Source organism: Candidatus Melainabacteria bacterium (assembly GCA_003963305.1).
Taxonomy (GTDB): domain Bacteria; phylum Cyanobacteriota; class Vampirovibrionia; order Obscuribacterales; family Obscuribacteraceae; genus PALSA-1081.
The window spans coordinates 50,050-74,078 of record RXJR01000023.1 but is presented as its reverse complement, the minus strand read 5'-3'; the positions used below and the strand labels follow the sequence as shown (position 1 = coordinate 74,078).

The following is a 24,029-nucleotide window of genomic DNA, read 5'->3' as shown; positions in this document are numbered from 1 at the left end:
CCGAGCAGCTTTCTTGCTCAGAGCTGTCCTAGGATTACTATAAGCTATTCCCGCGAAGATCGAGCATGGCTCAAGTATCAACAGCGTCTAAGGATCGCCGTTGGCATCGATAAATTTGCGTTAGTCTGAATATCGATCGAGTATTTATTCGCCGATTTTGGGAACGCGGAAGAATCCGTCATCCCTTGCTGGCGCAGTCTTTAGAAGGATTTCGTGCCCTGGAGGAGTCTCCACTTCATCTTCTCTCATTACATTTGTGACGGAGAGCGCATGAGACATGGGTTCCACCCCGGTTGTATCAATTGCATTTAATTCTGCAAAGAAACCGATGATTTTGCCAAGTTGCTCTGTATAAAGCTTCTTCTCATCTTCAGAAAGGCTCAGGCGGGCTAGTTTGGCGACATGCTCGACATTTGCGACGGTTATCATCTGATTCTCTCTTGCTATTGCAGTTCGGCAAGGATTAGTATTGCACGTATGCTTTGTATGTAGCACGGATGTAAAATCTATGAAACTTGCTACAGACGTGCGAACTTCGGAGACCCAATAAAACTTGTTCGCACATTATGCTCTTTTAGCTATAGCGCTGGTGCTGATTGTGGCAGCAGCGGAGTTGTTTACCAACGGTGTCGAGTGGCTCGGACAGCGTCTGGGCCTGAGCGAAGGGGTTGTTGGCAGCCTTCTGGCGGCTGTAGGCACAGCTCTGCCGGAGACGCTCATCCCGATAGTGGCAGTGTTCTGGTTCGGCGGCAAACATGGGGCTGATGTGGGTATAGGCGCCATAGCCGGCGCCCCATTCATGCTGAGCACTCTGACGCTGTCTCTCTGCGGTCTTTCGATGTTCGTCTTCACTCGTACCGGACGACGGAAGGGCGAGATGAAGATAAACAACGGCTTGCTCACCCGCGATCTCTGCTTCTTTATAATCGCCTATAGTCTTGCTCTTGGCGCTTCGTTCATGGGGCCTGATCGAAATTTGCGGCTGCTTGTCGCTGCCGGCATTTTTCTCATCTACCCTGTATATGTGTATATGACGATCAAAGGTGAATCCGAAATGGGGGATGAACCTGAGCCTCTGTATCTTGCAAAGGTTCTCAAGCTGGAATCGAAACGCCTCAGGCTGATCGTTCCGCAGATTTTTATAGCGCTGGCTGGTATCGTCGGCGGTGCTTCCTTGTTCGTCGATCATATTGAAACGATTGCGAAAGGCATTGGATTTTCGGCGCTCTTCCTTTCTCTTATTGTTTCGCCGATTGCCACTGAGTTGCCTGAGAAAATCAATTCGATCATCTGGGCTAGAAGCGGCAAAGACACGCTTGCGCTCGCAAACATCACAGGCGCGCTTGTCTTTCAAGCCTGTTTCCCGGTCGCATTCGGAGTTGCCTTTACGGCGTGGGATCTTGAACCCAAAGCTATTGCTTCGGGAATAGTGGCAATATTTTCCGCGCTAATTTATTTGCGTTTGATTTCAACAAATCAGCTGAAGCCGGTGCACTTGATGTGCGGTGCGGTGGCATACTTCAGTTTGATTGGAGTGATTATCGCTACAGACAATGTAGATCCGATGCCGATTTCGATGAATTCATCGTTGCATCGACTGTGAAGTTCTGAAAGATATCAACCGGGTGAGCACGAGCATAATTAGCTCTGCATCTTGTTCTCTTCTGAGAGCGCGGCTTTACGAGCTTTTTCTTCGGCCGCTTTTTGTTTTCTTTCTTCCAGTTTGATCAGGGCTGCTTCTTTGATTTCATGCGCTTCTGCATCTTGCATACCGATCATTTGCTCTGCCAATTTTTCGTTGGTTACTTCGTTTCGTGTGTGTGCCCAATCAGCAGCAGCCTCTTGCTGAATCTCGTCAGAGCTTGGCGGCTCCGGTTTGCGGTCGAGCGGGTTGCCTTTGTATTTTGCGACGAGCCAGGCCAGTGCGCCGCCGTGTTGTTTTGGTTCTACTTGATCGTCTGGAGCAAGCGGGTAGGAGGAGTCTAGAATCAGTTTTACAGATGCGGCAACAGGAATGGCAATCAGCATGCCCAGCGCTCCTGCCATATGTTCGCCTACCAGCACAGCAAAGATTACTGCCAGCGGGTGCAGTTCGACCGCATGACCGATAACTTTAGGAACGACGATGTAGTCTTCGATCTGGCGAGCGAGAAAGAGAGCCGCTGGTATACCGAGAGCAATAATATCGAAGTGTAGTTGCGTGCACCCGACAATAGTGGCAAAACCGATTCCAAGCAGCGGACCCAGCACAGGTATTATTTCCATGACACCACAGAAGATGCCGATAAATAAGGCGTACTTGATACCGAAGCAGGTGAGGATGAAGTACGAAACACCCGACATGATGACAATTAGAATCAACTGACCGCTGACGTACTTGCTCAACATGAGGTTCATGCGTGACGAAAGATCAACGACAGCGCTGCGGCGCTCGTGCGGGACGAAGCGCAGAAAGAATTTCCCGACTCTGGCTCCATCAATAATCAAATAGATTGAGGATACGAGGCAGACCAAAATGGCAAGCAAGCTTTTGGAGACAACACCGCCGAAATGCATTATCTCCGCCGGCCGTCCAGCGTTCTCAAGACTCGCCATTACATCTGCAGTTACTTTCGGAACGTTGAAATTGAGCGGCGTTTGCGTGGAAATCTGATTGAGCACGCTGCCAATCATCTCTTCGCGCTGGTCGAAGATGTCTTTAAATTCCGAGGCAAGCTGTGGTCCAAAAATTACGAGCAGGGCGATAACCGTAAATAGCGCGCCGAAATAGATGACACCGACGGCAATAGGCGGTTTCATCCAGCCGACTTTCCGGCACAGCCAGGCAACCAGTGGATTGAGAAGATAAGCGACGATTCCCCCGACTATGAAGGGAGGAAATACTTCGCGCACGTGGTAGACGAAGATGAGGAACAGCAGCAGGAAGAACCATTTGATCATTGCAACCCCTTCCTCACAGTCTCACAATCGTTATTTTACCCTCTGGCAATGATATTGCTAACTCTGAGCTCTAATGCACCGCTGCTGGTGTTTTTCCGAGCTGCGAGAAATCATGGATGTTAGCGCGCACCAGCTGTCTCAATAACCACGATGGACGGAATCGTTCGCCGTGCTGCTTTTGATACATTTCCATCTGGCTCAAACACCAGTCCAGCCCTTTCTCTTCGGCTATCGTGAGCAGTCCGCGATTTAGTCCGCAGCCATTTGCCATTGCTATGTCGACATCACCAGCGGTGACAACTTGTTCTTGAATTGCATAAAGGGCTTCGTTCAACATTGGCAGAAGGACGCGATAGACATCGAATTTGCCTGAAGTTTTCGCGGCAGGAGCACCCACTTCTTTTGTCAATTTCTCCAGCTTTGGATTGATTGCCTTGGGCGCATCTTTTTGAGCCGGTTGACCCTTCTCGTGCATGTAGAAGCCAGCGCCGGATTTTTGACCCAACTGACCTTCTTTCATCATCAATGTCAAAAGCGGTGCGGTTTCGAAGCGCGGACCGTATTCACTATAGAGAAATTCGACGACGTGACCGCAAATGTCTATGCCGGTCATGTCGAATAAGGTGAAAGGACCCATTGGCAAACCGAATTCTACAGCTGCCCGGTCTACCTCTTCAGGCGTGGCTGAGCCTTCCTGCAGAACGTAGATGGCCTCATTCATATAAGGGAAGAGAATGCGGTTGACCAGGAAACCCGGGCACTCACGCACACGGACAGGAGTTTTTCCGAGTTGCTTGCACAGGTCAAGAGCTACTTTGACGGTTTCATCTGAAGTTTTGACGCCTGGAATTACTTCCACCAGTTTCATAAATTGAGCTGGGTTGAAGAAGTGCATGCCCACCACCTTCTCAGGGCGTTTAGTGGCGGATGCGATCTCAGAGATAGACAGGGCTGACGTATTAGAAGCGAGGATGGCGCGGGAAGGGCATACCTCGTCAAGAGTCTTGAAGATGTCGAGCTTGACGTCGATCTTTTCTAGAGCGGCTTCGATGACCAGGTCGACGTTGTTGAACCCGTTGAAATCAGTTGAACCCTTGATTAGTCCGAACAGTTCATCGGCTTGCTGCTGGGTGAGAACTTCCTTTTTGACGCGCGAGTCGTACATACGCTTGATGTTGGCAAGTCCCCGTTCGACAAATGACTGCTCGATGTCTTTCAAAATCACTTCGATGCCGGCTTGGCTCAGCACTTGAGCGATTCCGCAGCCCATTGCACCGGCTCCTACAACCGCAGCTTTCTGGATTTTCATTGAAAACGTCTCCTCGCTCATTACGTCTCGAACCCGTCATGCTAGCATTTCCAGGAAATGGCTAAGCTTCACCCCATTATCCAAGGCGTCTATCGGTCAACCGCTTGTCACACCCGTTTGTTTAAGGATTCACAAAATGCCCTTAATGACATCATTGTTTCGCTGTACCCCTGCTGTATTAGCGGACTCGGATGACACCCCGAAACATCTCGGCTGGATAATGCTGACAGCGCTCGGCATTGGCGCCACGATCGGGGCGGGAATTTTTGCCATGCCGGGAATCATCGCCGGTAAAGCGGGTCCGGCAGGCATCCTCTCATTTTTAATCACGGGCTTTGTCATCTCGATGGTGGCGGTCTGCTACGACCAGTTTTCTCGCCGCGTCACCCACGGTGTTTCCGCATACAGTTACGTCTATCATTCGCTCGGTGAGTTGTTTGCCTGGATAGTCGCCTTTGGTCTCTTTCTGGAATACAGCTTTGGTTCGTCGGCTGTGTCGATTGCCTGGGGCGAATATCTGAAGACGTCGCTGGGATACACGCTACCTCAGTTCTGGGCGGGACCAGTGAATGGACCGGACGGATTTCATTTTGGCATCAACATCGTTGCTGTTGCGGTTGTAACTGTCGTCACACTGATTTTGATGTTTGGTGGCGTCAGCAAATCGGCTAAGTTGAACTTTATACTCGTCTGTCTGAAACTGGGTCTGCTAGTCATGTTCCTGGCGGTCGGTGCAAGACACGTAAACCCTGCCAACTGGACTCCATTTATGCCGAAAGGTTGGGATGGCGTTTTGAAAGGCGCAGCTCTTGCGGTTTTCCCTTATGTCGGATTCGATGCGCTATTCACATTTGCGCGTGAATCCAAAAGTTTGAAAGATACGAGATTGGCTACCGTACTGTGTGTGGGCATCGTGGCATTCCTCTATGTCACAGTCATGGCTGTAGCTACGGGACTGGCACCATGTTTCATCAATGGTGTAGGAAATCCGCTCTTCGTCGGCAACGAAGCCGCTGCACCGCTTGCAAAACTGCTCGCTAACGCAGGCGAAGAATGGACCTCGAAATTTATCTCCTTTGGTGCCGTGCTCGGTATCTTCAACGTCCTTCTGGTTCTTTGTATGGGCGGTCCGCGCATCTTCAGAAATATGGCTGAAGACGGATTGCTTCCGCCCATTTTCAAGAAAACAAACAAAGGCAATCCGGTTGTCGGCATCGCTTTGAACGGAACAATCGTTGCCCTTACCGCAGGGCTGGTGCCGTTTGGCGAAATCGCCGACATGATGGTGCTGGGAACGCTGGTAGCCTTCATGTTCGTCGGAATTGGTGCGTGGCGTTTGAAGCTGGTTAATCCGCTCGTTGCGTTACTCGCTACTGTCGGTTGCGTAATCTTGATGGGACATTTGGGTCATCTGGTTCTCCAGGTTTATTGTGTGACCCTGCCAGTGGGCTTGATTATCTACTTCACCTACAGCCGTCATCACAGCAAATTAGCCAAGGCTGATGGAGCTGCAACCAAGCCGGAAGATTTGATTCCCTCCGCCTGACCACTCCCTCATGGTCCCGCCCCATGGAGCGCAGCCGTCCCGGCTGCATGGACCGCATCCGCCATGATGGGCGCAGCCGGGACGGCTGCACTTAACCTGTGCTCGTCAGCATACCAGTACGTGCACTTACTACGACTACTGAGCAAAGCAGTCGATGCAAGCGCACTCTGGTCCTCTGTAAACTCGTGGCGACAGTTGTTGCCTGAACTCGTGGCAATTATTGTTGTCGCGTCTTGCGTAGTCGGTAACCTACGCGTGGAATGTTTTCAATGATCGAACTTCCCTCGTCGGCACTGTCATCTAATTGCTGTCGTATGCGTTTTATTGCGGTACGCACAGCATCACCGGTTGCATAATTGTCTGTTTGCCAGACTCTTTGAACAAGAGCGGTTGCGCTGAAAACCTCATCCTGATGACGCATGAGAAATTCAATAAGAGCAAAGTCACGTGGGCTCAAGTGAATTTCTGTACCGCGCTTCGTGACCCGATGCTTAGCAGAATCGACGATGATATCGTCTACCTGCATGATGTTCGATAGAACCATCGGCGGTCGTCTTAGCAGCGCTCTGATTCGAGCTGTCAACTCCTTCATGTTGAACGGTTTGGTGAGATAATCATCAGCGCCAGAGTCCAGTCCTTCCTCCTTTTCAGCGATGGCACTTCGTCCCGTTAGCATGATGATTGGTGCTATACCTTTTTGTTTTCTATAACGTTTGCACAAGTCTACGCCGCTAACTTGGGGAAGATTCCAATCCAGAATGGCAAGATCGAATCCGCCGAGGCAAAGATGGTCCCAACCACTTTCTCCGTCATACACGACGTCAACCATGTGGTGCTCGCTTACTAACCAACTTTCGATGGTCGCTGCGAGAACTGTATCGTCTTCAACAAGTAGAATCTTTGCCATTTTAGTGTCCGTGTTTGCGAACTAAAACTATAGCAAGAATCGAGCCGTGACCGTGGTAACGGCCCGATACATCTCAGGGTTTTCGCGGTCATTGCAAGAAGGTATCGCGAAGTGTGTCTTGTTCAGCTCCTTTACTGATGTTGTAATCAAAGTAGCCCCAGCCGAAATCTCCAGCCTTCATAAAGGCGGCAACTCCCGTCACATCCAGTCCCGCAGCTTGCCTTCGCTGGAGTGTTTCGAAAGCACTGCGCCACCAATCAGCGGTTTGTTCCTCCGTCATGGCTTCTCGGTTAACGCCGGTTTCTGAGACCATAAATGACTTCCCGATGCGCTGGGCTAAATCCATTGCGGGGTTGAAAATTTGCTCGAAACTTTGGTCTCGATTGCAGTATCCGTCGGGTCCAACTACGTCAACGTATTTAGCTCCGGGCCAGTAATGTTGGAGATCGGGCTCGCTGCCAAGTCCTGACATGTCTAACTTGGAGCCTGGACTCCATACGAATTTGACATTATTGGCTCCTTCCTGCTGAAAGATATCGTGCATGTGCTGGAAAGCAGCAACGTACTGTTCGCTTGTGCCCATGTTTTTCATCCAGCGAAGATTGAACTCCCAACCTGGACGCATCAAAATTTCGGCGGGATTGCCTTTTGCGTCTTTCATGTTTCCGAGCTGAGTCGCGAGGTCGCGAAAGTATTGGTCGTGTTTACCTGATGCAATGTCGGTATAGTTGAAATCATTTTTTCTCGGGTTGAGTGAGACCTCGGGCAAAATGCCTCGGTCAAGATCGCCCTGAATGTAATTTTTCAGGTCTGTAATGGAACCTCCCATCGGTCTATAGAATTGTTCAAGTTCCGCTTTTCCGCCGATTTCGCGATCTAACGCGTCTCGCGCTTCATTACCGCGCCAACTGCCGCTCGTGTAGCCACCGAAAAGAATGTCGGCTGGCGGGTTGCTCCCAGGCGGGGGCGGAGGTGGATCGATTGGGTCGACCACTGGCGGGACGGGGATGTGATCAGGTGGGGGGTGGTAAATTGGGTCGATCACTGGCGGGATGGGGCTGTGATCAGGTGGGAGCGGTCCGTCAATTGGCGGTCTGTGCCCCTGATCTGGTGGGATGGGACCGTCGGTTGGAGGTTTGTGTCCCGGATGGTGGGGGTGACAATGGTGCGGTCTGTCGTGACCGGGCGGCTCATGGTCGGTCGGTGGGTGATGTCCAGGATGATCAGGGGGGTGCCCATGATGATCAGGATCGTGTCCATGATGATCGGAGTGAGGCGGTTCGTGAGGTGGTCTCACAGCATCGCCGCCACTGCCCGTGGTGCCTTCAGCCTTGATGAATGTATGCGAGAGAACTTTGCGCTGGTTGTCGCTCAACGTCTCGTTCGTTTCCGGGTGACGGAAAAATCCGCCTACACCCATTATATCGGTGCCCTTGTCTCGCTCATTTTTTACGTAGTCGAAGGCTTTTTGCCACCAGTCGCTCTTTTGCTTTTCTGTCATACCATCAGTGTGTATGCCGGTTTCCGACGACATAAATGGCTTGCCTGTGCGTTTTGCCAGGTCAACGAACGGTTCGAATATTTTTTGGAAACTTTCTTCTTTGTGTTTTGGGCTGTATCCATCGGGACCAATCACGTCTACGTATTTTGAACCGGGCCAATACTTGTCTGGGTTCGCTTCGTTTGCCAGTTCGCTTGGATCGACTTTTTTCGTCGGGCACCAGACCATTTTTACGTTGTCTGCACCAGCATTTTGGAACACGTCATGTACCCTTTGAAAGGCATTGACATAATCCTGCCCGGTCCCCACAAACTTGTGTTGAAGATCCATTTCTTTGCCAAAGCGCATTAAGATCTCGGCTTTGGTCCCGTCCGGGTTTTTCATTTGGCTCAATTCGTGCGCCATTTGTGTCAGTTGTTTGTCGTATCGTCCGGTGGCAATGGCTTTATCACCGCCACGAAAGAACTCTCCATTTAGTGAAATTTCGGGCGTGACGCCCTTGGCTAAATCGGTTCGGATATGATCCATTTGTTCTCTGTTGCCGGGTTTTACAGGGAACATTTCAAGATTCGCTTTGCCGCCGATTGCTGACTCTAAGGAGTCGAGCGTCCCATGAGCATTGCCGCCAAAAAGAAACTTATGCTGGTGAGCTTCAGTATCGCTAGTCAGTCTATGTGTGGGAGTTTTATGGAAATCGGCCAGAGGATCATCCAACTTGTACAAGTCGCTGCTTTTTCCAAGGTCCAGAAATTTTTCAGGCTCCTTTGTCGTACCAGAACTTTTCACATGTGCTTGTTGAAAGTCGCTGAGAGAGATGAGCGCGCTGTGGTCGATTCGTCGGGCTGAGGATTCTGCCTGTTGTTCACTGGTGGCGTCCATTCGCATAGTAAGAGGTTCCTCGCAGGGGTGGTAAGTGTGCGATTGGAAAAATCACATTTGCAGTGAACCATGACATCTATGATCTTGTTGTGATGAATGTGTGTCGAAACTGTGGCAAGTGAAAAGGAATAGCTGAAAGATTTTCATCGCTGGCTTCATGGAGTTGACATTTTTTCGACACAATCTTGGAGCAAGATTATCGAAGGAGCGGAGATGTTATGTCCCTCTGCTGCAAAATTTAAGGGCAAGCGCTGAGAGGGGAAACCCTCTCTTAGTGCATTTCCAGACTTTTTTGGAGCGAGTGCTGTATTCTGCCTGGTGACAGGTCTGAAACAGTACGAATGGAGTCGGAATGTCTGTTGACATCACCGTGCCGCCGGTGCGGCACAAAAACATAACTGTGCAGAAGGACTTGCCGGTTCGAATGCGCGATGGCGTAACGCTGTTTGCTGACATCTATCGCCCCGATGTAGCTGAGCCGTTGCCAGTGCTGTTGATGCGGACGCCGTATGACAAATCCATGGCACAGAACACTGTGTTTCTGAATCCATCCTGGTATGCCCGCTACGGATACATGGTCGTGATACAAGACTGCCGCGGACGCTATTCCTCGGAAGGCGTCTTTACTCCATATGATTCTGAAGCTGCAGATGGCCACGACACCGTCGAGTGGGCTGCGAATCTGGAAGGGTCCAACGGGAACGTGGCAATGTATGGTTTTTCATATCCTGGCGCAATTCAATTGCAGACGGCTGCAACTAAGCCACGCGGGCTTAAGACAATCATTCCAGCAATGACTGCTTCAGATTTTTTCGACCGTTGGACATACGAGGGCGGCGCCTTTTCGCAAGCGTTTATTCAGTCCTGGGTGCTGTATCTGTGTCAGGACACGGCTCGCCGCGCCGGTAACTTTGACTTACAGAAGAAGCTCTGGTCGACATTCATGTCGCTTCCTGGGCCATATTTTGCAACTCCAGTTGTTGATACCGTATGCGATGCTAGAAAGTACGCACCATATTATGTAGATTGGCTTGACCATGACACCTACGATGACTACTGGAGTGCAAAATCGATCCGCAACTGTTACTCGCAAGTAGCTGTTCCAGTTTTGCACGTAGGTGGCTGGTACGACGTGTTCATTACGGGAACCATTAACAACTTTATTGAGATGGATAAGCTGCAGCAGTCCGATCCCAGCCGAGGCGAACAAAAACTCGTGATTGGACCATGGCACCATTTGCCGTGGCAGCAGCACGTTGGATCGAGTGATTTTGGCAGTCAGGCGCGGAACATAGTCAATCCGCTGCAATTGCACTGGTTGGACAGGCACATGGGCTACTTACCTTTAGACCACAAGGATGGTCCGAAAGTGCAAGTATTTGTTCTAAACGCAAATGAATGGAGCAGCTTTGACTCCTGGCCTCCGACTGGTACCACTGATAGAACTTACTATTTGCATTCTGGTGGTAGAGCAAATTCACTAAGTGGTGATGGAACACTCTCCACTGACCTTCCCGGTGATGAGCCCTGGGATGTATATTTGCATGACCCCTCGGCGCCGGTTTTGAGTCAGGGCGGACATAGCTGTTGCGTCGAGGACCTGGCCCCTATGGGTCCAATGAGTCAGCGCAAGAATGAAATTCGAAATGATGTTCTCGTGTACACGTCAGAAGTTCTCGAAAAAGATCTGACCGTATTGGGGCTAGTGAAAGCGAGATTCTACGCATCATCAACTGCAGATGATACGGACTTCGCTGTAATGTTGTGTGATGTCGCAGAATGCGGATTGTCGATAAATATCGTCAATAGTATTGTCAGGGCAAGTCGTAGAAACTCGCTCAGTGAGCCTGATTTGCTTGAACCGGAAAAGGTTTACGAATTTAATCTTGATATTGGGTGGACTGCTGCACTCTTTAGAAAAGGACATCGAATCAGAGTAACCATAGCCAGCTCAAACTTCCCACATTTTGGACGAACTCCAAATACTTCGGCAATTCAACATGCATATGCCGATCTTAATGACTGGAAAGTGGCAAGGCAAACGATATTCCACGATTCGCAACATCAGTCGTATATCGTGATTCCGACATTGTAGCGAGCATTATTTCCTCTCCTCGTTTAGATTTCAAGCTGTGTTCTTGAAGTTAGGTATGCTTGCAATTAGTTTTAGATCAGAACCCGTCGCTTCTTATGTTCATGTCACCGTGTCCTCTCTCGAGAATGCTGAATGCGCTTCGCCACCAATCGTCGATTTGTTGTGCAGTTACTTCACCGCGATTGATGGACGTTTCCGGCGCTATCAGTGAGTTGCCAACCTGGCGAGCGAAGTCTCCAACCGGTTTCGCTAACTCCTCAATCGATTCGAAATCGTTTCCTTCATTTTCAGAGTGGTCTGGCTCCGGTTCATCGACATAGTCTGCACCCGGCCAGAAGTGTTGAGTGTCCTGGCGCCCACCAACTTGTGACATCTCGATGTTGCGTTCTGCACTCCAGAGCATTTTCGGCTGGTTCGATGCGGCGTTCTGCGGATTAGCCTGCACGTCTTGCATCGCATCGTTATCTACCGGTTGATCAGGAATCACCTTGCTGTTTACTGGACGGTCCCCGAGCAAACTGAGTTTGTACCACGGCGAATCAGGATCGTCCAGTAGTGGACTTTGATTCCCTGCCAATGCACTCGAGTCTGCGACGCGTTGCTGATTGGAATCGTCGAAAACAATAACGGTCGGAAGTTGTTCCGAATTCATTTTGTTTGTGAGGCGTGCATCCTTCATGGTTTCTAGAGATACGAGTGACATTGTCTCTTTGCCAGGTGCGGAGAATTTCGTGAATTGTTCATCGGACTCTAGTCTCATGTTGGAGGTGCTCCTACTTAGCTGCTGCTGCTTTATTGGATGGACTTTCGTGCGAGCTTTGTACGTAGTGACGTCACTTAAGCAGATCGTTTAAATTACAAGCCGACCCGCTCAAGTTCCGTATGATTGCAGTGTGTTTTACATCAGAACCCGGCTCGCTACCGTAGTTTATGATCGCTGCATCGTTTACGTCGCATCCATCGCTTCTTTCGGTAGTGCCATGTTTTCCAGTAGCCCCTGGTTCTCTGCTGCTGTTCGTGATCGAGCCATCATTTAGATCACCCCCTGGTTTGATGTTCTCGGTCACGATTTTTCGATCGATTGCATCAGGACCGTCTCCATTACCATCGAAGATGATTGCACGCGCTAGTACGTCAGATCCCGACACAAGATTGTTTATCGTTACTGTGTGCTCCTTTTCCTGTGAAGCTGTTTGGCTTTTGTTGAGCGGTGTCGCCACTTCATTAGCCCCACGTCCCTCGGCTTGTCCGCGCTCTGTTGAGTCATTCGGGAGCAAATTTTTAAAGACGAGTACTGTCGGTACTGCGTCGTCCTTCAACTTATTTGCTGCTTGTGCATTTTTCATGTCTTCAAGCGACACGAGTGACCCTTGCCCGGCTGGGGAAGATTCTTTAACATGTTCATTGGCTTCTAGTCTCATGGTAAGTTTTCTCCTTTTGTAAGGCGACGACAATTAGAGTTCATAGTGAACTCGGTCGTACGTCTTTGTTGTGTAGTAAATGCTTGAGAGCGTATGCCTGGAAAGGCGCGGATTCTTAGTCGTAAACTCTAGGGCGAGGACATTGAATTTCGTAACTTCGGAGTTTCATCGCCAACTCGAATTCTTGAGCTGTTTTTGTTTCTTCTAGAGGTTCTTTTTTTTCGACGAATACTGCTCTTCCATGTTCGACTCGGATGCAAGCATTTTCAAATTTATGGTGACCATTTTTTTCTTCTTCAGGTGCAGTTTCACTTCGCTTTAGAACGTACTCCGTCAATGCACTGTGCTTCGTGTCTTTATACGGATCGTTCCTGTCGTTAAACGAGATAACTTCAGGTACTGGCTCTGGCTTCGTTGAGTTCTTACGGCTCGCCCCTTTGAAGTCATCGAGGGAGACAAGCGAATGCGTTATGGCAGTTACGGTTGAAGATTCTACTTTCTGTTCACTGGCGTCTAGTTTCATGGCAATGGGCCTCGCAGTCTTCGAATGGAATGTTTTGAAGGGCACATTCGCAGTTAACCACGGGTTCTATGATCTTGTTGTGTTGAACTTGTGTCGGATTTGTGGCAACACAAACTTATTCAGTTTGGAATCCTGAATGAGAAGTTGCTACCCTTGCCGATTGCGCTGGATACAGATATATCGCCGCCGTGCAACTCAACAAGTGCCTTGCAGATTGCCAGGCCTAAACCAGATCCACCTTCTTTTTTAGAATCTGATTCTTGAAGTTGCTTGAATCGTTCAAAAATATGACTCAGTGAGGAATCCGGTATACCACGACCTTCATCAATGACGCTGAATTCAGTTGATTGATTGTCGGTTTTCACTTGTATCTTTACAGTTGAATTTGGTGGCGAAAATTTGATGGCGTTACCTATCAGGTTGACCAACACTTGAATGATTCTGTCGCCATCGACAAAGATTTCTGATGGATTTGAATCGCCAACAAGGTTGACCTTTCTCTCGACCGCGATTGGTTGCACTGTAGCAATTGATTGTTCGATTAAAGAGTTAATAGGAACTCTCATTCGGTTCAGCTCAAGCATGCCTGCTTCCATCTTCTCGATCTCCAATAGATCTCGAATTAAGGACAGCATTCTCAAACTACTCTGATTGGCTAGACCTACCATCTTTTTGCCCCGGTCATTTAGATTTCCAAATGCATCATTCTCCAGCATTTCAAGTATGCCCCTGATCGAAGTCAGTGGTGTACGCAGGTCATGGCTTACCATCTGGACTATTTCCTGGCGGAGTCGTTCAACTCGTTTGCGCTCGGTATTGTCATGTACAACACAAAATAGAGATTCCTCTGTTGGTGACCAGCTTGCCGACCATAATCCATCGACGATTGCACCATCCTTGCGCACCAGGCGTGTTTCGAATGGAGCTAGCTGCTCACCATCCATCATCAGTTTCAGATTATTTTGAGTCGCATCCCTGTCAGAGGAATGAATCAAATTGCTGATTTTGCCACCGATCAATTCATCAGGACTATAACCCAACAAAATAGCCGATGCGGGGGAAACAGTCAGAAAAGCGCCTTTCGCATCGAGCGAACAAATTAAATCGCGAGCATTCTCGACAACCAGGCGTTCTTTTTGCGCTGCCTGTTCCAGTGCTGCAGCCATTTTATGAAAGACATTGTCTAGTTTTGTAATTTCGTCGTTTCCCGAGACCGGCGGAAGGAGTGGCAGGCCGCTTGCCAGGCGCAGGTTGTTATCAAAAATTGTAGTCAGTCGTTTGACGATATCGCGGTTATAGTAGACGGCCACAACAATGGCAAACAAAATATCTAGAAGAACTGTGGCAAGTAAGACTACGCGCACACGGTTGCGGTTTTCAGCTTGCAATTCAGGACTGATCGCAACTACCCTTTTCGCTTCACTGCAAAGTGGAATTAGCTGTTGTGACAACAGTTCGTTAAGCCGCTCCTTGCAGGCTCTAAACTTGCGTTTCTGCAACTTCGGAGAATCATCCCCGAGACTAGTGCGACTATTTGCTTTGTGTGCTTCCAGGATATTTGTTGCACTGATCGCCGTGCGCTCGATTTCTTCGACTGTTTCCTTTTTTTGCGGTTCGTTTTTGAGTAGTTCTTTCAGGCGCGCCAGTGTTTGACTTATTTCGGACTTGAACGTTTGATATTCGGTATCATCGATCTGGTTGTTGTTAGAGTCGTCGCGATTCTTACTATTGTTTGAGTCGGCACGATTCTTACCGTTGTTTGGTTCCCATTCCAGCGCCGTGGTGTTGTCGAGGAAATTTTTAACGAGCTGGTTGATGGCACTGTCGACTTCGCTTGCGTGAGCTGCTTTGACGGTGATTTGTTCTTCTTCTAATTGCAAGTATGTGAGATAACCGAGCACACCCAATTGAATGATAAGTGGCACCACTACTAGAAGAAGACCTTTCTGTGGCAGTGTCATGTTGAGCTTCATGACCATATGATATCAACATCACAACCCAATAGTGGCGCCGTAGGGTTTTAAAGAATTGTTGGATGCCGGAGCCTTTTCAAACCTTCGAGCCTGGTTTTCGTAAGCACTCGCCTCGTTTAAAGTCCATAATTCAGCGGTGCGACTGCCATTGTCAGTTGCAGTACTGCAATCTTGACCGCTATCGGAACGATGATTGCCGCTACCAGATCGATTCCGCTGCGCATCCAGCGTGAACGATTTCTTACCGGTAATGGTATGAACGTTAGCGCTACCAGTATTAGTATCGAGATGATTGGCGAGATGTTGTCGTCCATATAGGTGGGACTGGGTTCATATGGCGTCCTGCCATAACCTGGACAGTCGGGAGCTCCAATCAGACCCTGGGCTCGTGCAATTTCTGCTGAAAGTAGGCAGGCGGCGAGCACGAGCGCCGTCCTGTAGAATCGATTTTTCATAAAATCACCTGTTCTTGGCTATTGCAAACATGGTTTGTTACAGCAGTCTAAGAACGTCAAGAACCTTGGTAAATCGGGAAATCCACACTGATTGCATTGCTGTCGAGGCTTGTGCCACTGCCCAAAGTGAGGATTTTCCCAGTATAATCGCCCGGATAAGTGGCGCGCTCACGCGTCTTTCTGCGTAAGGGAATCAAAAGGTCATGATTGTAGTTGACAAAGTATCCAAAGGATTCGGCACAAGAACTCTATTTGACAATGTTTCGGTCAAATTCAGCCCCGGTAATAGATATGGGTTGACCGGTCCAAATGGTGCCGGTAAGTCTACATTCATGAAGATCCTCACTGGTCAGGTCGATCCGACAAATCGCGGAACGGTTACGCGCCCCAAGAAAGTAGGCGTCCTTAAACAGAACCAGTTCGCTTACGATGATGAGCGCATCATCGACACCGTTGTGATGGGTAACGAAGTGCTCTGGTCGGCATTCAAAGAGCGTGATGCGTTATGCGAAATTACCGATTTGACCGAAGAGCAAATGACCAGGCTTGGCGATCTCGAGTCGATTATTGCTGACGAGAATGGCTATACAGCCGAATTTGAAGCAGGCGAAATATTGCGTGGTATCGGTATCCCCGACGACGAACATGAAAACTTGATGAGCACTTTGCCGACTGACTATAAGTTCAGAGTGCTGTTGGCGCAGGCACTGTTCGCTGGACCGGAAGCACTTCTGCTGGACGAACCGACGAACCACCTCGATCTCGAATCCATTCATTGGTTAGAAGAATTCTTGCATACCTATGAAGGAATTCTGGTTGTAATCTCTCACGACCGGCACTTCCTCAACTCTGTCTGTACGCACATTGCCGATATTGACTATGACACCATTATTCTCTATCCCGGCAATTACGACGACATGGTCGAACACAAGATGCAGGCTCGTCAGAGTGTTGAAGCTGAAAACAAAGACAAAGCCAAGAAGATTGCTCAACTGCAAGAGTTCGTGGCTCGATTCGCAGCTGGTCAGCGTTCCAGCCAGGTTCAGTCTCGTAAAAAGGAAATTGCTCGGCTGGCACCACAGGAATTAAAGCGGTCGAATATACAGCGTCCGTTCATTCGTTTCGAGCAGGAAAAACCGATTGGGCGAGAAGTGCTTATTGCCAAAGGCTTAACGAAAGGCTTTGATGGAAAAGTGCTTTTCAAAGATCTGGATCTGGAAATATTTAGAGGTGACAAAGTTGCCATCATCGGTTCGAACGGTGTGGGCAAAACAACTTTGTTGCGCTGCTTGATCAACGATCTTGAGCCGGACGCCGGCACGATCAAGTGGGGCGATGCTGCCACGTGGAGCTATTATCCTCAGGATTATCATGAAGCAATTCAACCAGGCTCGACGGCACTTGATTGGTTGATGGCATACATGAAAGATGAAGGACATCAGTTCGTCAGAGGTCTGCTCGGACGCATGTTGTTCTCTGGTGATGAGAGTCTGAAGGCGACGGAATCGCTCTCTGGAGGCGAATCTGCACGTCTGCTCATGGCAAGAATGATGATGCAGAAGAATCCAATTCTTGTTCTCGATGAGCCGACCAATCACCTCGATCTAGAGGCAGTCTCCGCTTTGGCAGAGGGGCTTTCAATATTCCCAGGCACCGTCTTTATCGTCACACATGATCGTGATTTGATTTCGGACGTTGCCACGCGAGTGATCTCATTTACACCAAACGGCGTCGTCAACTTCCTCGGTACTTACGAGGAGTATTTGCAAGAGCACAAGTTCAAAGAACCTGCGAAGAAAGGCAAGTGGTAAGGTAGAGTCGGAATTAGCGCACCCGTCCCGGGTGCTAGCACTACCAGCCCCATGGTTGCGCGCGGTGCTGGTACTTGCATCACTCTTCGTTATGCCGCTTCCGCAATTTCTCTTCTGCCACTCCCGGTGGTCCCAGATCACGAAGCATTCGTTCGAACATCCGGCGAATGCTGCTGTTTGGAATATCCTCAATGTTCATGCGGATTAAGTCAAATGTGATCAACTGACCGCGCCTGCGCACTGTGTAATCAACATGTGTGCCGGCGATACCGTCTGCGGTGTGCCAAGTGGTGCGCTGATTCTCATGTCCGTCTACTACGTGATCCGCATATTTTACGACTATGTCACCGGGTTTGATACCAGCCAGAGCGGCTGGACAATCTGGAAATACTTGAGCTACACGCTCAGTTTTGCTGAATGGATGCCTGACCATGACTACTCCGAGAATTCCGTAGTTTAGATTGCGATATTCTTCACTCGTCCAGTGTCTTCCGAACAGACTGAATCCTGATGAGTGTTTTCGTTCGACTTTGCCTTGCAGCGGAGCCGAGTCAACGGTTGCGTTGCCGGCATCAATTCGATTCTCGATAATTGCACCCTGTCTGTCCTGTGGAATCGCCTCGTCTTTCAAGCTATTTGCCCAGACCGGGCATGGGCATGGGCATGGGCATCCAAAACAAGCACTAATGAGCATTAGCATTGATGTTGAGAAGGCTTGCTTGTAGAATTTCTGCACTTTTTTCTGCTGACGTTGTTGCTACTAGTTAGCGTTTAGAAGCGGTTAGAGATAATGTGCATCCTTGAGTTGTGCTGTTATTTTGTCATTGGTTTCAGTGTCACTGTTCATGCGATGCAATGCCTTGAGGGCAGACTTCTTTTGCTTGAGTAAGCAGAGGTCGCCAACGTATGCCAATAGGCTGGCTCTCGTATGGTCTTTTTTCCATTGCGCATAAGCAGCATGAGCATGTTTCTCGATTTCATTTGGAAATTGCCGAGTGATGTCGACGAGCTTATGACCCTTGCTCCAGCGCCAGATTTGTATGGGACCGCCCATGTCTGGCTTCGACAGGCTCCAGTCTTCGGTAATGTATTCGATCTTATTGTCACCGCGCAAATCCGCGAGGCGTGGACTGTTCAAGCCCCATTCGTGCGTGGATATTTTCATCTTGTGCGAAGTTCGATCGTAGTAGTAGATCATTTCGCATCCCAACCGTGCACTGCCAACCACACGCGTAACACGCAAATCTGTCAGCACTTTGCCGGCCGGGTCGATTTGGGTTGTAACAAACGGACCGAAGCACTCAGGAGCTTTATCTTTTCTCTCGTCGCTGCCTGCCAGTGAGGGCGGTTCGACGGCTGCAGAGTACAAAATGTGTCGACCTTTCTTGATTGTGAGCGTTGGATTTGAACCGCCGAACTCATACAGATTTTGTCTCCAGTGCAGGGCTGCTCGAGTATTTCCAACCTCGCTGAAACTGTTGCCCCATGTCTGATGACTTTTCTGCGCACTGATGTCGCCTGGATCTATTGATGGTTTCCCACGGTCGTAGCGTTTTGTTTTGTCGTTATATGTGTATTCGTAATCCGTGATTTCCTGATAGCACTGCTTATGAACTTCTACAGCGTTTTCGTCTTCATTTCCAATGGCAGCAATTGCGGGTCCTGAAATATTGACGATGTCTTCTTTACCCTTTTGGCTCATATATCGGTCGGATCCTGCGAATTTGTCGTTGCGCAGAATTGTCAGTTTGCCCGAAGTTCTGGCTTCCCCCTCGTCAAAGATGTTTCGGCTAACGATGAGTTTGGCTTTGATTTTGTCGTCAGCGGCTGTAAACAGTCTCTGCTGCTTTGGTTGCACCCAGTTAGTCTTGTAGGAAGGAGCTGCTGTCAAATCAGCCAGCGCACTGGGGCAGGCAGTCGACAGTAAGATTAAACAACTAGTTAGACGTTTCAATGTCCGCTCCTCTCGAATTGACTTATTGCAATCTTCGCTGAATTTTGTCCTCTTCAGTTACTGTGGTCGTAAGAAAAATAGGGATTCTTTTCTAGTTGACTTGAACTACTGAGCCGGCTGGCGACACGCCCGTTTCAGCGACTGACTGAACGGTGAAATAGTAGTTAGAGTCAGTGTTTAGAGAATGCAAGTCGTAACTGTTTTTGTCATAGACTAGAAAGGAACCATACAACTTGTCCGGCGCAGTACCGAATGCAATGTTGTAGGCGTATGCACCAGGCACGGTTTGCCAGGTAAGAGAGCAGTTTCGCTTGTCTTTGGGATCACGAGAAACTGCGAATCCTTTGACCAAGCCGGGTTTTTCACCGGGCGCGCTTCCGAATACTCTCAAATCACCGATAGCAAAAGATCCTGTCGGCATTTCAATATTGACGATTTTGAGAAAGCGCGTTTTGACAGCACTTGAAAATTCGATGTAATCATGTGGGACGTCTTTTTCGTTTTTGCTTTTGTCTACGAGCAAATTCCAGTCTTTTCCATCGTTTGATTCAAAAATCTGGTAACGATGATGGATGTTGAGTTGTTTGTTGTACAACTTGGCTTTCTCGTCGGCGAAGTTTACTTGAATTGCGTTTATGTTGCACGGAGTGCCCAGATCAACGGCAAGGAAGTGCCCGGACTTTCCATCTGGTGCTGTCCAGTACGTCTTTATGTCTTCATCGAAAGCAAGTTCGGGATTACTTTCTGATGGCGAAGACCAGGCTTTTTTCTTGTATGAAAGCAGCATCCAGTTAGTAAATGTGCTTCCGGGATCTGTCTTTGTCTGGGGGGCGCGGTGCGGATAGTCGCCGAATGATGTGTCTGCAAAGAGCACACCATCTTTATCAACACCGGCGGGGAACAAACCAAGGCGTCGTTCGAACTTGTACTTCAAAGCGATTACGTTTGTGGCTATGTGCCATTTGTTGTCGAATTTGTCGACGAAAGTTGCACCATGTCCAGCACCGCAGATGAAACCAGTCGGTTTCCATGAAAATGGATTGAATGATTGATAAGTGAATGGTCCAAGCGGGTGATCGGAGGTATAGACGCCATCTCCATAGACATTGAATTCGGTCCCTGGTGCGCCATACTGTAAATAATATTTGGAGCCGAACTTATTCATCCACGCGCCTTCAACGAATGGATCCATCGTGCCGTGTTGATTATCTTCTCCGAATTGCTCCCATCCATGAATTTGAGGGTGCAGCGTAAAGAAATCGTGTATCGGGCCTTTGAGCTTGAACTGGTTTTCAGGGTCAAGTTCTGCCCCGCGAATCGGATAGACGTTGCTTGAACCCCAGTACACGTAGAGCCGCTGATCATCGTCTTCGAAAAGTGAAGGATCCCAGGTTTTGACTGGAAAGGAATCCGTCGCTTCTTCCCACTTATTTGCTAGCGGTTCGGCGCTTCTGTAGAGTGGCATCGTGTCTTTGGGATTGAAGCACGGCAGGAAGAGCAATCCCTTGTCTGTTGCCCAGAGCGCTGGTGCGCAAACCTGGTCGGCTGAGCTGTTCTCTTTGAAGAAATGGGATATGAAGTGCCAGGTCAATAAATTGTCAGACCACCAGTAGCCTTCCTGGTTTGTAGAAAATAGATAGTACTTGCCTTTGTACAGCGCGCATACAGGATCAGCTGTGGAGCGGTGGCAGTTGTTGACTGAGTAGTCTTTATTTGGCGTATAGGCATAGTCAAGGTTGAGCGGGTTGCAGTAGGTTGTTGGTTCGGCCAGGACGGTGGGCAAATTGGAAGCAAGCAGCTTGGAACCGGTCAACTTGGAAGGGGCGGACTCTGAAGTGTACGCCTCCGCAGCGAGCACTCCGCCAGCGAGCGGAAAATGCAATATCGTAAGCAACAAGAATGTACTCAATAAGCGCGACGCTAAACGTCTTTTTTTGACAAACTTGTTGGAAAGTCGCTCTGGAAGTACGCCGCCGTCAACCTGCATTTGTATCTACCACCTTATATCCGACACCATAAACCGTCTCGATGATGGATGGCTTCCCATCACGTTCGAGTTTTCTTCGCAGGTTTTTGATATGGGTGCGGATAATCTCAGGCGAAGCGTCTTCTTCAGCTTTCCAGACCCTGCTTAGCAAAGCGTCGGCACTGAAAACGATATTGCGGTGGCGCATTAGAAATTCAAGCAGCGCAAATTCTTTCGGCACCAGCTTGATTGGTTCATCGTTGACTGTTACGCAGAACTTATCGCGATCCAGCATCACATCACCGACCTTGAGAATGTTCGCTGTCAGTGCAACTGAAGACCGTCGAGCCAGAGCTTTGACTCGGGCGACCAGCTCTCTAACTTCAAATGGTTTCGTGAGATAGTCGTCGGCTCCTGAGCCAAGCCCCTCTTCTTTGTTGGAGATGGTCGTGTTTGCGGTCAGCATTAAAACGCTGCCTTTGCCGCCCCGATTTCGATATTCTCGACACAAGTCAACGCCTGAAACGCCTGGTAAATTCCAGTCGAAAATCAACACGTCATATTCAAAGAGTCTCAGTTTCTCCAGCGCGATCGCCCCGTCTTCCTCTGTTTCGACGGTATGGTGGTCAATCTTGAGGCAATCGGTGACTACCTTAAGAATCTGCGGATCGTCTTCAACGACAAGAATTTTTGCCACTTGCTCGCCTCATTATCAGACCGTATCAGTGCCGGATCGCTCATCCAGCTCAGGTCTCGCAAAATCAATTCACGACCAGACCTGGCCGGTAACTAGTCTAGCAATTAGTGAGGTATATGAATAACATGGTCAGCCTCTTATACCGCTTGGCTTTTCAGACATGACCGCCTCGGTTGAAACACGATTTAATCGCAATATGCAGCTCATTAGCCTGATGAGCGGTATTGTGACGTTTTTGATCGGACAAATGTCGTTAATAGCATGGACGACGGCTGCACCCGCTCTGGTCGTTTTCAAGTCCATTCCGTCTTTTCCGTTTATTCTGGCCGGCGCGTCGCTTTGCGTGTTACAGGTTAAGCGTGTTAAATCGCCGCTGCATATTCTGGGGCTGGTCCTTGCTGCTGTGCTTTGTTTTATCGCTGGTCACGACCTGATAGACCTGCTCATGGCTTCCAGTCAAGAATCCCTGGATGCTATGTCAGGCGGGTTTGCCTTCTCGGTCTTCAATTCTCTGGCTGCTAACGATGCCCTCTCGTTGCTACTAATCAGTATTGCTTTACTCTGTATCGATTTGCCTTCAAGGCGCTTTCGAGTGGCCGATCTGTTTACGGTTGTAGCCGCTTTTCTATCGATGATGACACTGCTTGGCGTGATCTTCGGTATTCCTGGATTCTGCATTTTTATCTCCTGCCTGCGAATTTCCTTATTGGAAGGCATCACCATTGCGGTTCTTTCTCTGGGTGTTCTCCTGATTCGACCGGAACATGGGTTCGCCTCAATTCTCTCCCGTGACACTGCAGGTGGTGTTCTTGCGCGTCGCTTGCTGCCGGCCGCGGTTTTGCTGCCATTGCTTTTAGGTTGGCTGCGCATGGAAGGAGAGCGGCACAAATTCTACTCGTCAGAGATGGGCTTGACACTGCTCGTTGCCATGCTCGTTTTGATTTTTATGACAGTGATTTTCTGGAATGCCTGGAGCATCGATCGCATGGATCGAGCACGATTGAAAGCGATTGACGAAATGGAAGCTGAAATTGCTCGACGCAAAGAAGTGGAACAGCGCTTCAAAGATTTCTATTCCAATGTGTCGCATGAATTGCGATCGCCTATAACGTCGATTCAGGGCGCGATGCAGCTCATCGATCACGCCATGGCAGAGCATGGATCGGAGCAGGTGAAAGAGTTGTTGAGTACCGCCAACATCAGCTGTGCTCGATTGCTCCGACTGATCAATGATCTGCTTGATGTGAAGCAGATTGAAGAAGGAAAGTTGCACATCAATGTGTCGCGACTGGATACTCTCGACCTGGTGACGCTAGCGGTTGATGGGATGAAGGGAATGGCTCTTGAAGCGGGAGTCACGCTCAATGTCGTGATGGATGCGCTCGGCTTCGTAATGGCTGATGAGGACCGGCTAATACAGGTTCTAACTAACTTGATTTCGAACGCTATCAAGTTCTCGAAAGTGAAGGATCAAATCATAGTCGAAGTGACACAACCAGATTCCGGTCATATTCGCTTTTCCGTGAAAGATTCAGGACCTGGTATCGCCGAGGATCAGCGTCACAAAATATTCGGCAAGTTTGAAAAAGTAGAAGAGGGTGATGGCATCAGACGCAAAGGTTCCGGGCTGGGTCTTGCTATTTCCAAAGGAATTGTTGAAGAACATGGCGGCACCATCGGGTTTAATACAGAAATCGGTACTGGGACTGAATTCTGGTTCGAGCTGCCGATTGCAGACAATTTTAGTGCACTCTCTGAAGACCGCCTGGTGAAAACCGAGGGAACAGTTTCGGTAGAACCAGAAAGGGCGGTTTCGGTGGAATCAAAGAAAACCGTCTCGGTAGAACCAGAGAAAACCGTTTCGGTAGAACCAGAGAAAACCGTTTTGGCGGAACCAGAGAAAACAATTCTGGTGGAATCGGAGAAAACAGTTTCGGTGAAATCAGAGAAAACAGTTTCGTGAAAATCCGCAATTGGTTGCCATCAATTTTAGCGTCGTCAATCCTTGTTTTTACGTCGTTTTGCTTTGCATCGGTTCTGTTAAGCGGTTGC

The 24,029-nt window shown here is 49.1% G+C and carries 18 protein-coding genes and 1 pseudogene; 5 read left to right on the top strand and 14 right to left on the bottom strand.

Annotated elements, in window-relative coordinates; genetic code table 11:
• Positions 1-144: 144 nt before the first annotated feature.
• Positions 145-429 carry an Asp-tRNA(Asn)/Glu-tRNA(Gln) amidotransferase subunit GatC gene (gene gatC, locus EKK48_22170; GenBank protein RTL38009.1) on the bottom strand — a complete coding sequence of 95 codons (285 nt, stop codon included), beginning with the start codon at positions 427-429 and terminating at the stop codon, positions 145-147.
• A 124-nt stretch (positions 430-553) separates the two neighbouring features.
• Here gatC and EKK48_22165 point away from each other — a divergent pair, with 124 nt between their 5' ends.
• On the top strand, positions 554-1,603 hold the full coding sequence (locus tag EKK48_22165) for a sodium:calcium antiporter (GenBank protein ID RTL38008.1): 1,050 nt from the start codon (positions 554-556) through the stop codon (positions 1,601-1,603).
• Between the two features lie 38 nt (positions 1,604-1,641).
• Here EKK48_22165 and EKK48_22160 read toward each other — a convergent pair whose 3' ends face one another.
• Together EKK48_22160 and EKK48_22155 are read right to left on the bottom strand one after the other, a co-directional pair.
• Complete coding sequence (locus EKK48_22160; GenBank protein RTL38007.1) at positions 1,642-2,940, bottom strand: AI-2E family transporter; 1,299 nt, start codon at positions 2,938-2,940, stop codon at positions 1,642-1,644.
• Between the two features lie 463 nt (positions 2,941-3,403).
• Positions 3,404-4,249 (bottom strand): annotated as a pseudogene (locus EKK48_22155) (3-hydroxyacyl-CoA dehydrogenase family protein).
• Positions 4,250-4,385: 136 nt separating this feature from the next.
• On the opposite strand from EKK48_22155, the gene EKK48_22150 reads away from it, so the two are divergent.
• Positions 4,386-5,795, top strand: coding sequence for an amino acid permease (locus EKK48_22150; protein ID RTL38006.1), 1,410 nt, complete (start codon positions 4,386-4,388; stop codon positions 5,793-5,795).
• Between the two features lie 217 nt (positions 5,796-6,012).
• Here EKK48_22150 and EKK48_22145 read toward each other — a convergent pair whose 3' ends face one another.
• Positions 6,013-6,702: a response regulator transcription factor gene (locus tag EKK48_22145; protein ID RTL38005.1), complete on the bottom strand. Its 690-nt coding sequence runs from the start codon at positions 6,700-6,702 to the stop codon at positions 6,013-6,015.
• An 88-nt stretch (positions 6,703-6,790) separates the two neighbouring features.
• A complete protein-coding gene (locus EKK48_22140) occupies positions 6,791-9,088 on the bottom strand; it encodes a hypothetical protein (GenBank protein ID RTL38004.1) in 2,298 nt (765 codons plus the stop codon).
• Between the two features lie 346 nt (positions 9,089-9,434).
• Between EKK48_22140 and EKK48_22135 the strand changes: the two genes are divergently transcribed.
• Complete coding sequence (locus EKK48_22135; protein RTL38003.1) at positions 9,435-11,177, top strand: CocE/NonD family hydrolase; 1,743 nt, start codon at positions 9,435-9,437, stop codon at positions 11,175-11,177.
• 76 nt (positions 11,178-11,253) lie between these two features.
• On the opposite strand, the gene EKK48_22130 is transcribed toward EKK48_22135, so the two are convergent.
• From EKK48_22130 to EKK48_22110, 5 genes are all read right to left on the bottom strand, one after another.
• Positions 11,254-11,937 (bottom strand): hypothetical protein, encoded by a 684-nt coding sequence (locus EKK48_22130; GenBank protein ID RTL38002.1) that lies wholly within the window; start codon positions 11,935-11,937, stop codon positions 11,254-11,256.
• A gap of 73 nt (positions 11,938-12,010) precedes the next feature.
• Positions 12,011-12,598, bottom strand: a complete 588-nt coding sequence (locus EKK48_22125; protein RTL38001.1) for a hypothetical protein — start codon at positions 12,596-12,598, stop codon at positions 12,011-12,013.
• Positions 12,599-12,713: 115 nt separating this feature from the next.
• Positions 12,714-13,121: a hypothetical protein gene (locus EKK48_22120; GenBank protein RTL38000.1), complete on the bottom strand. Its 408-nt coding sequence runs from the start codon at positions 13,119-13,121 to the stop codon at positions 12,714-12,716.
• A 119-nt stretch (positions 13,122-13,240) separates the two neighbouring features.
• Positions 13,241-15,100: a PAS domain S-box protein gene (locus tag EKK48_22115; GenBank protein ID RTL37999.1), complete on the bottom strand. Its 1,860-nt coding sequence runs from the start codon at positions 15,098-15,100 to the stop codon at positions 13,241-13,243.
• 110 nt (positions 15,101-15,210) lie between these two features.
• Positions 15,211-15,549, bottom strand: coding sequence for a hypothetical protein (locus EKK48_22110; protein ID RTL37998.1), 339 nt, complete (start codon positions 15,547-15,549; stop codon positions 15,211-15,213).
• Between the two features lie 203 nt (positions 15,550-15,752).
• Between EKK48_22110 and EKK48_22105 the strand changes: the two genes are divergently transcribed.
• On the top strand, positions 15,753-17,360 hold the full coding sequence (locus EKK48_22105) for an ATP-binding cassette domain-containing protein (protein ID RTL37997.1): 1,608 nt from the start codon (positions 15,753-15,755) through the stop codon (positions 17,358-17,360).
• A gap of 79 nt (positions 17,361-17,439) precedes the next feature.
• Here EKK48_22105 and EKK48_22100 read toward each other — a convergent pair whose 3' ends face one another.
• The 4 genes from EKK48_22100 to EKK48_22085 all read right to left on the bottom strand — a co-directional run bounded on the left by EKK48_22100 (position 17,440) and on the right by EKK48_22085 (position 21,977).
• Positions 17,440-18,096, bottom strand: coding sequence for a PDZ domain-containing protein (locus EKK48_22100; protein RTL37996.1), 657 nt, complete (start codon positions 18,094-18,096; stop codon positions 17,440-17,442).
• A 45-nt stretch (positions 18,097-18,141) separates the two neighbouring features.
• Positions 18,142-19,314, bottom strand: coding sequence for a hypothetical protein (locus EKK48_22095; protein RTL37995.1), 1,173 nt, complete (start codon positions 19,312-19,314; stop codon positions 18,142-18,144).
• Between the two features lie 91 nt (positions 19,315-19,405).
• Positions 19,406-21,301, bottom strand: a complete 1,896-nt coding sequence (locus tag EKK48_22090; GenBank protein ID RTL37994.1) for a xylosidase — start codon at positions 21,299-21,301, stop codon at positions 19,406-19,408.
• Positions 21,291-21,977 (bottom strand): response regulator transcription factor, encoded by a 687-nt coding sequence (locus EKK48_22085; protein RTL37993.1) that lies wholly within the window; start codon positions 21,975-21,977, stop codon positions 21,291-21,293. The genes EKK48_22090 and EKK48_22085 overlap by 11 nt, the downstream gene beginning before the upstream one ends.
• Before the next feature lie 160 nt (positions 21,978-22,137).
• Between EKK48_22085 and EKK48_22080 the strand changes: the two genes are divergently transcribed.
• Positions 22,138-23,940, top strand: a complete 1,803-nt coding sequence (locus tag EKK48_22080) for a HAMP domain-containing histidine kinase (protein ID RTL37992.1) — start codon at positions 22,138-22,140, stop codon at positions 23,938-23,940.
• Positions 23,941-24,029: the final 89 nt, after the last annotated feature.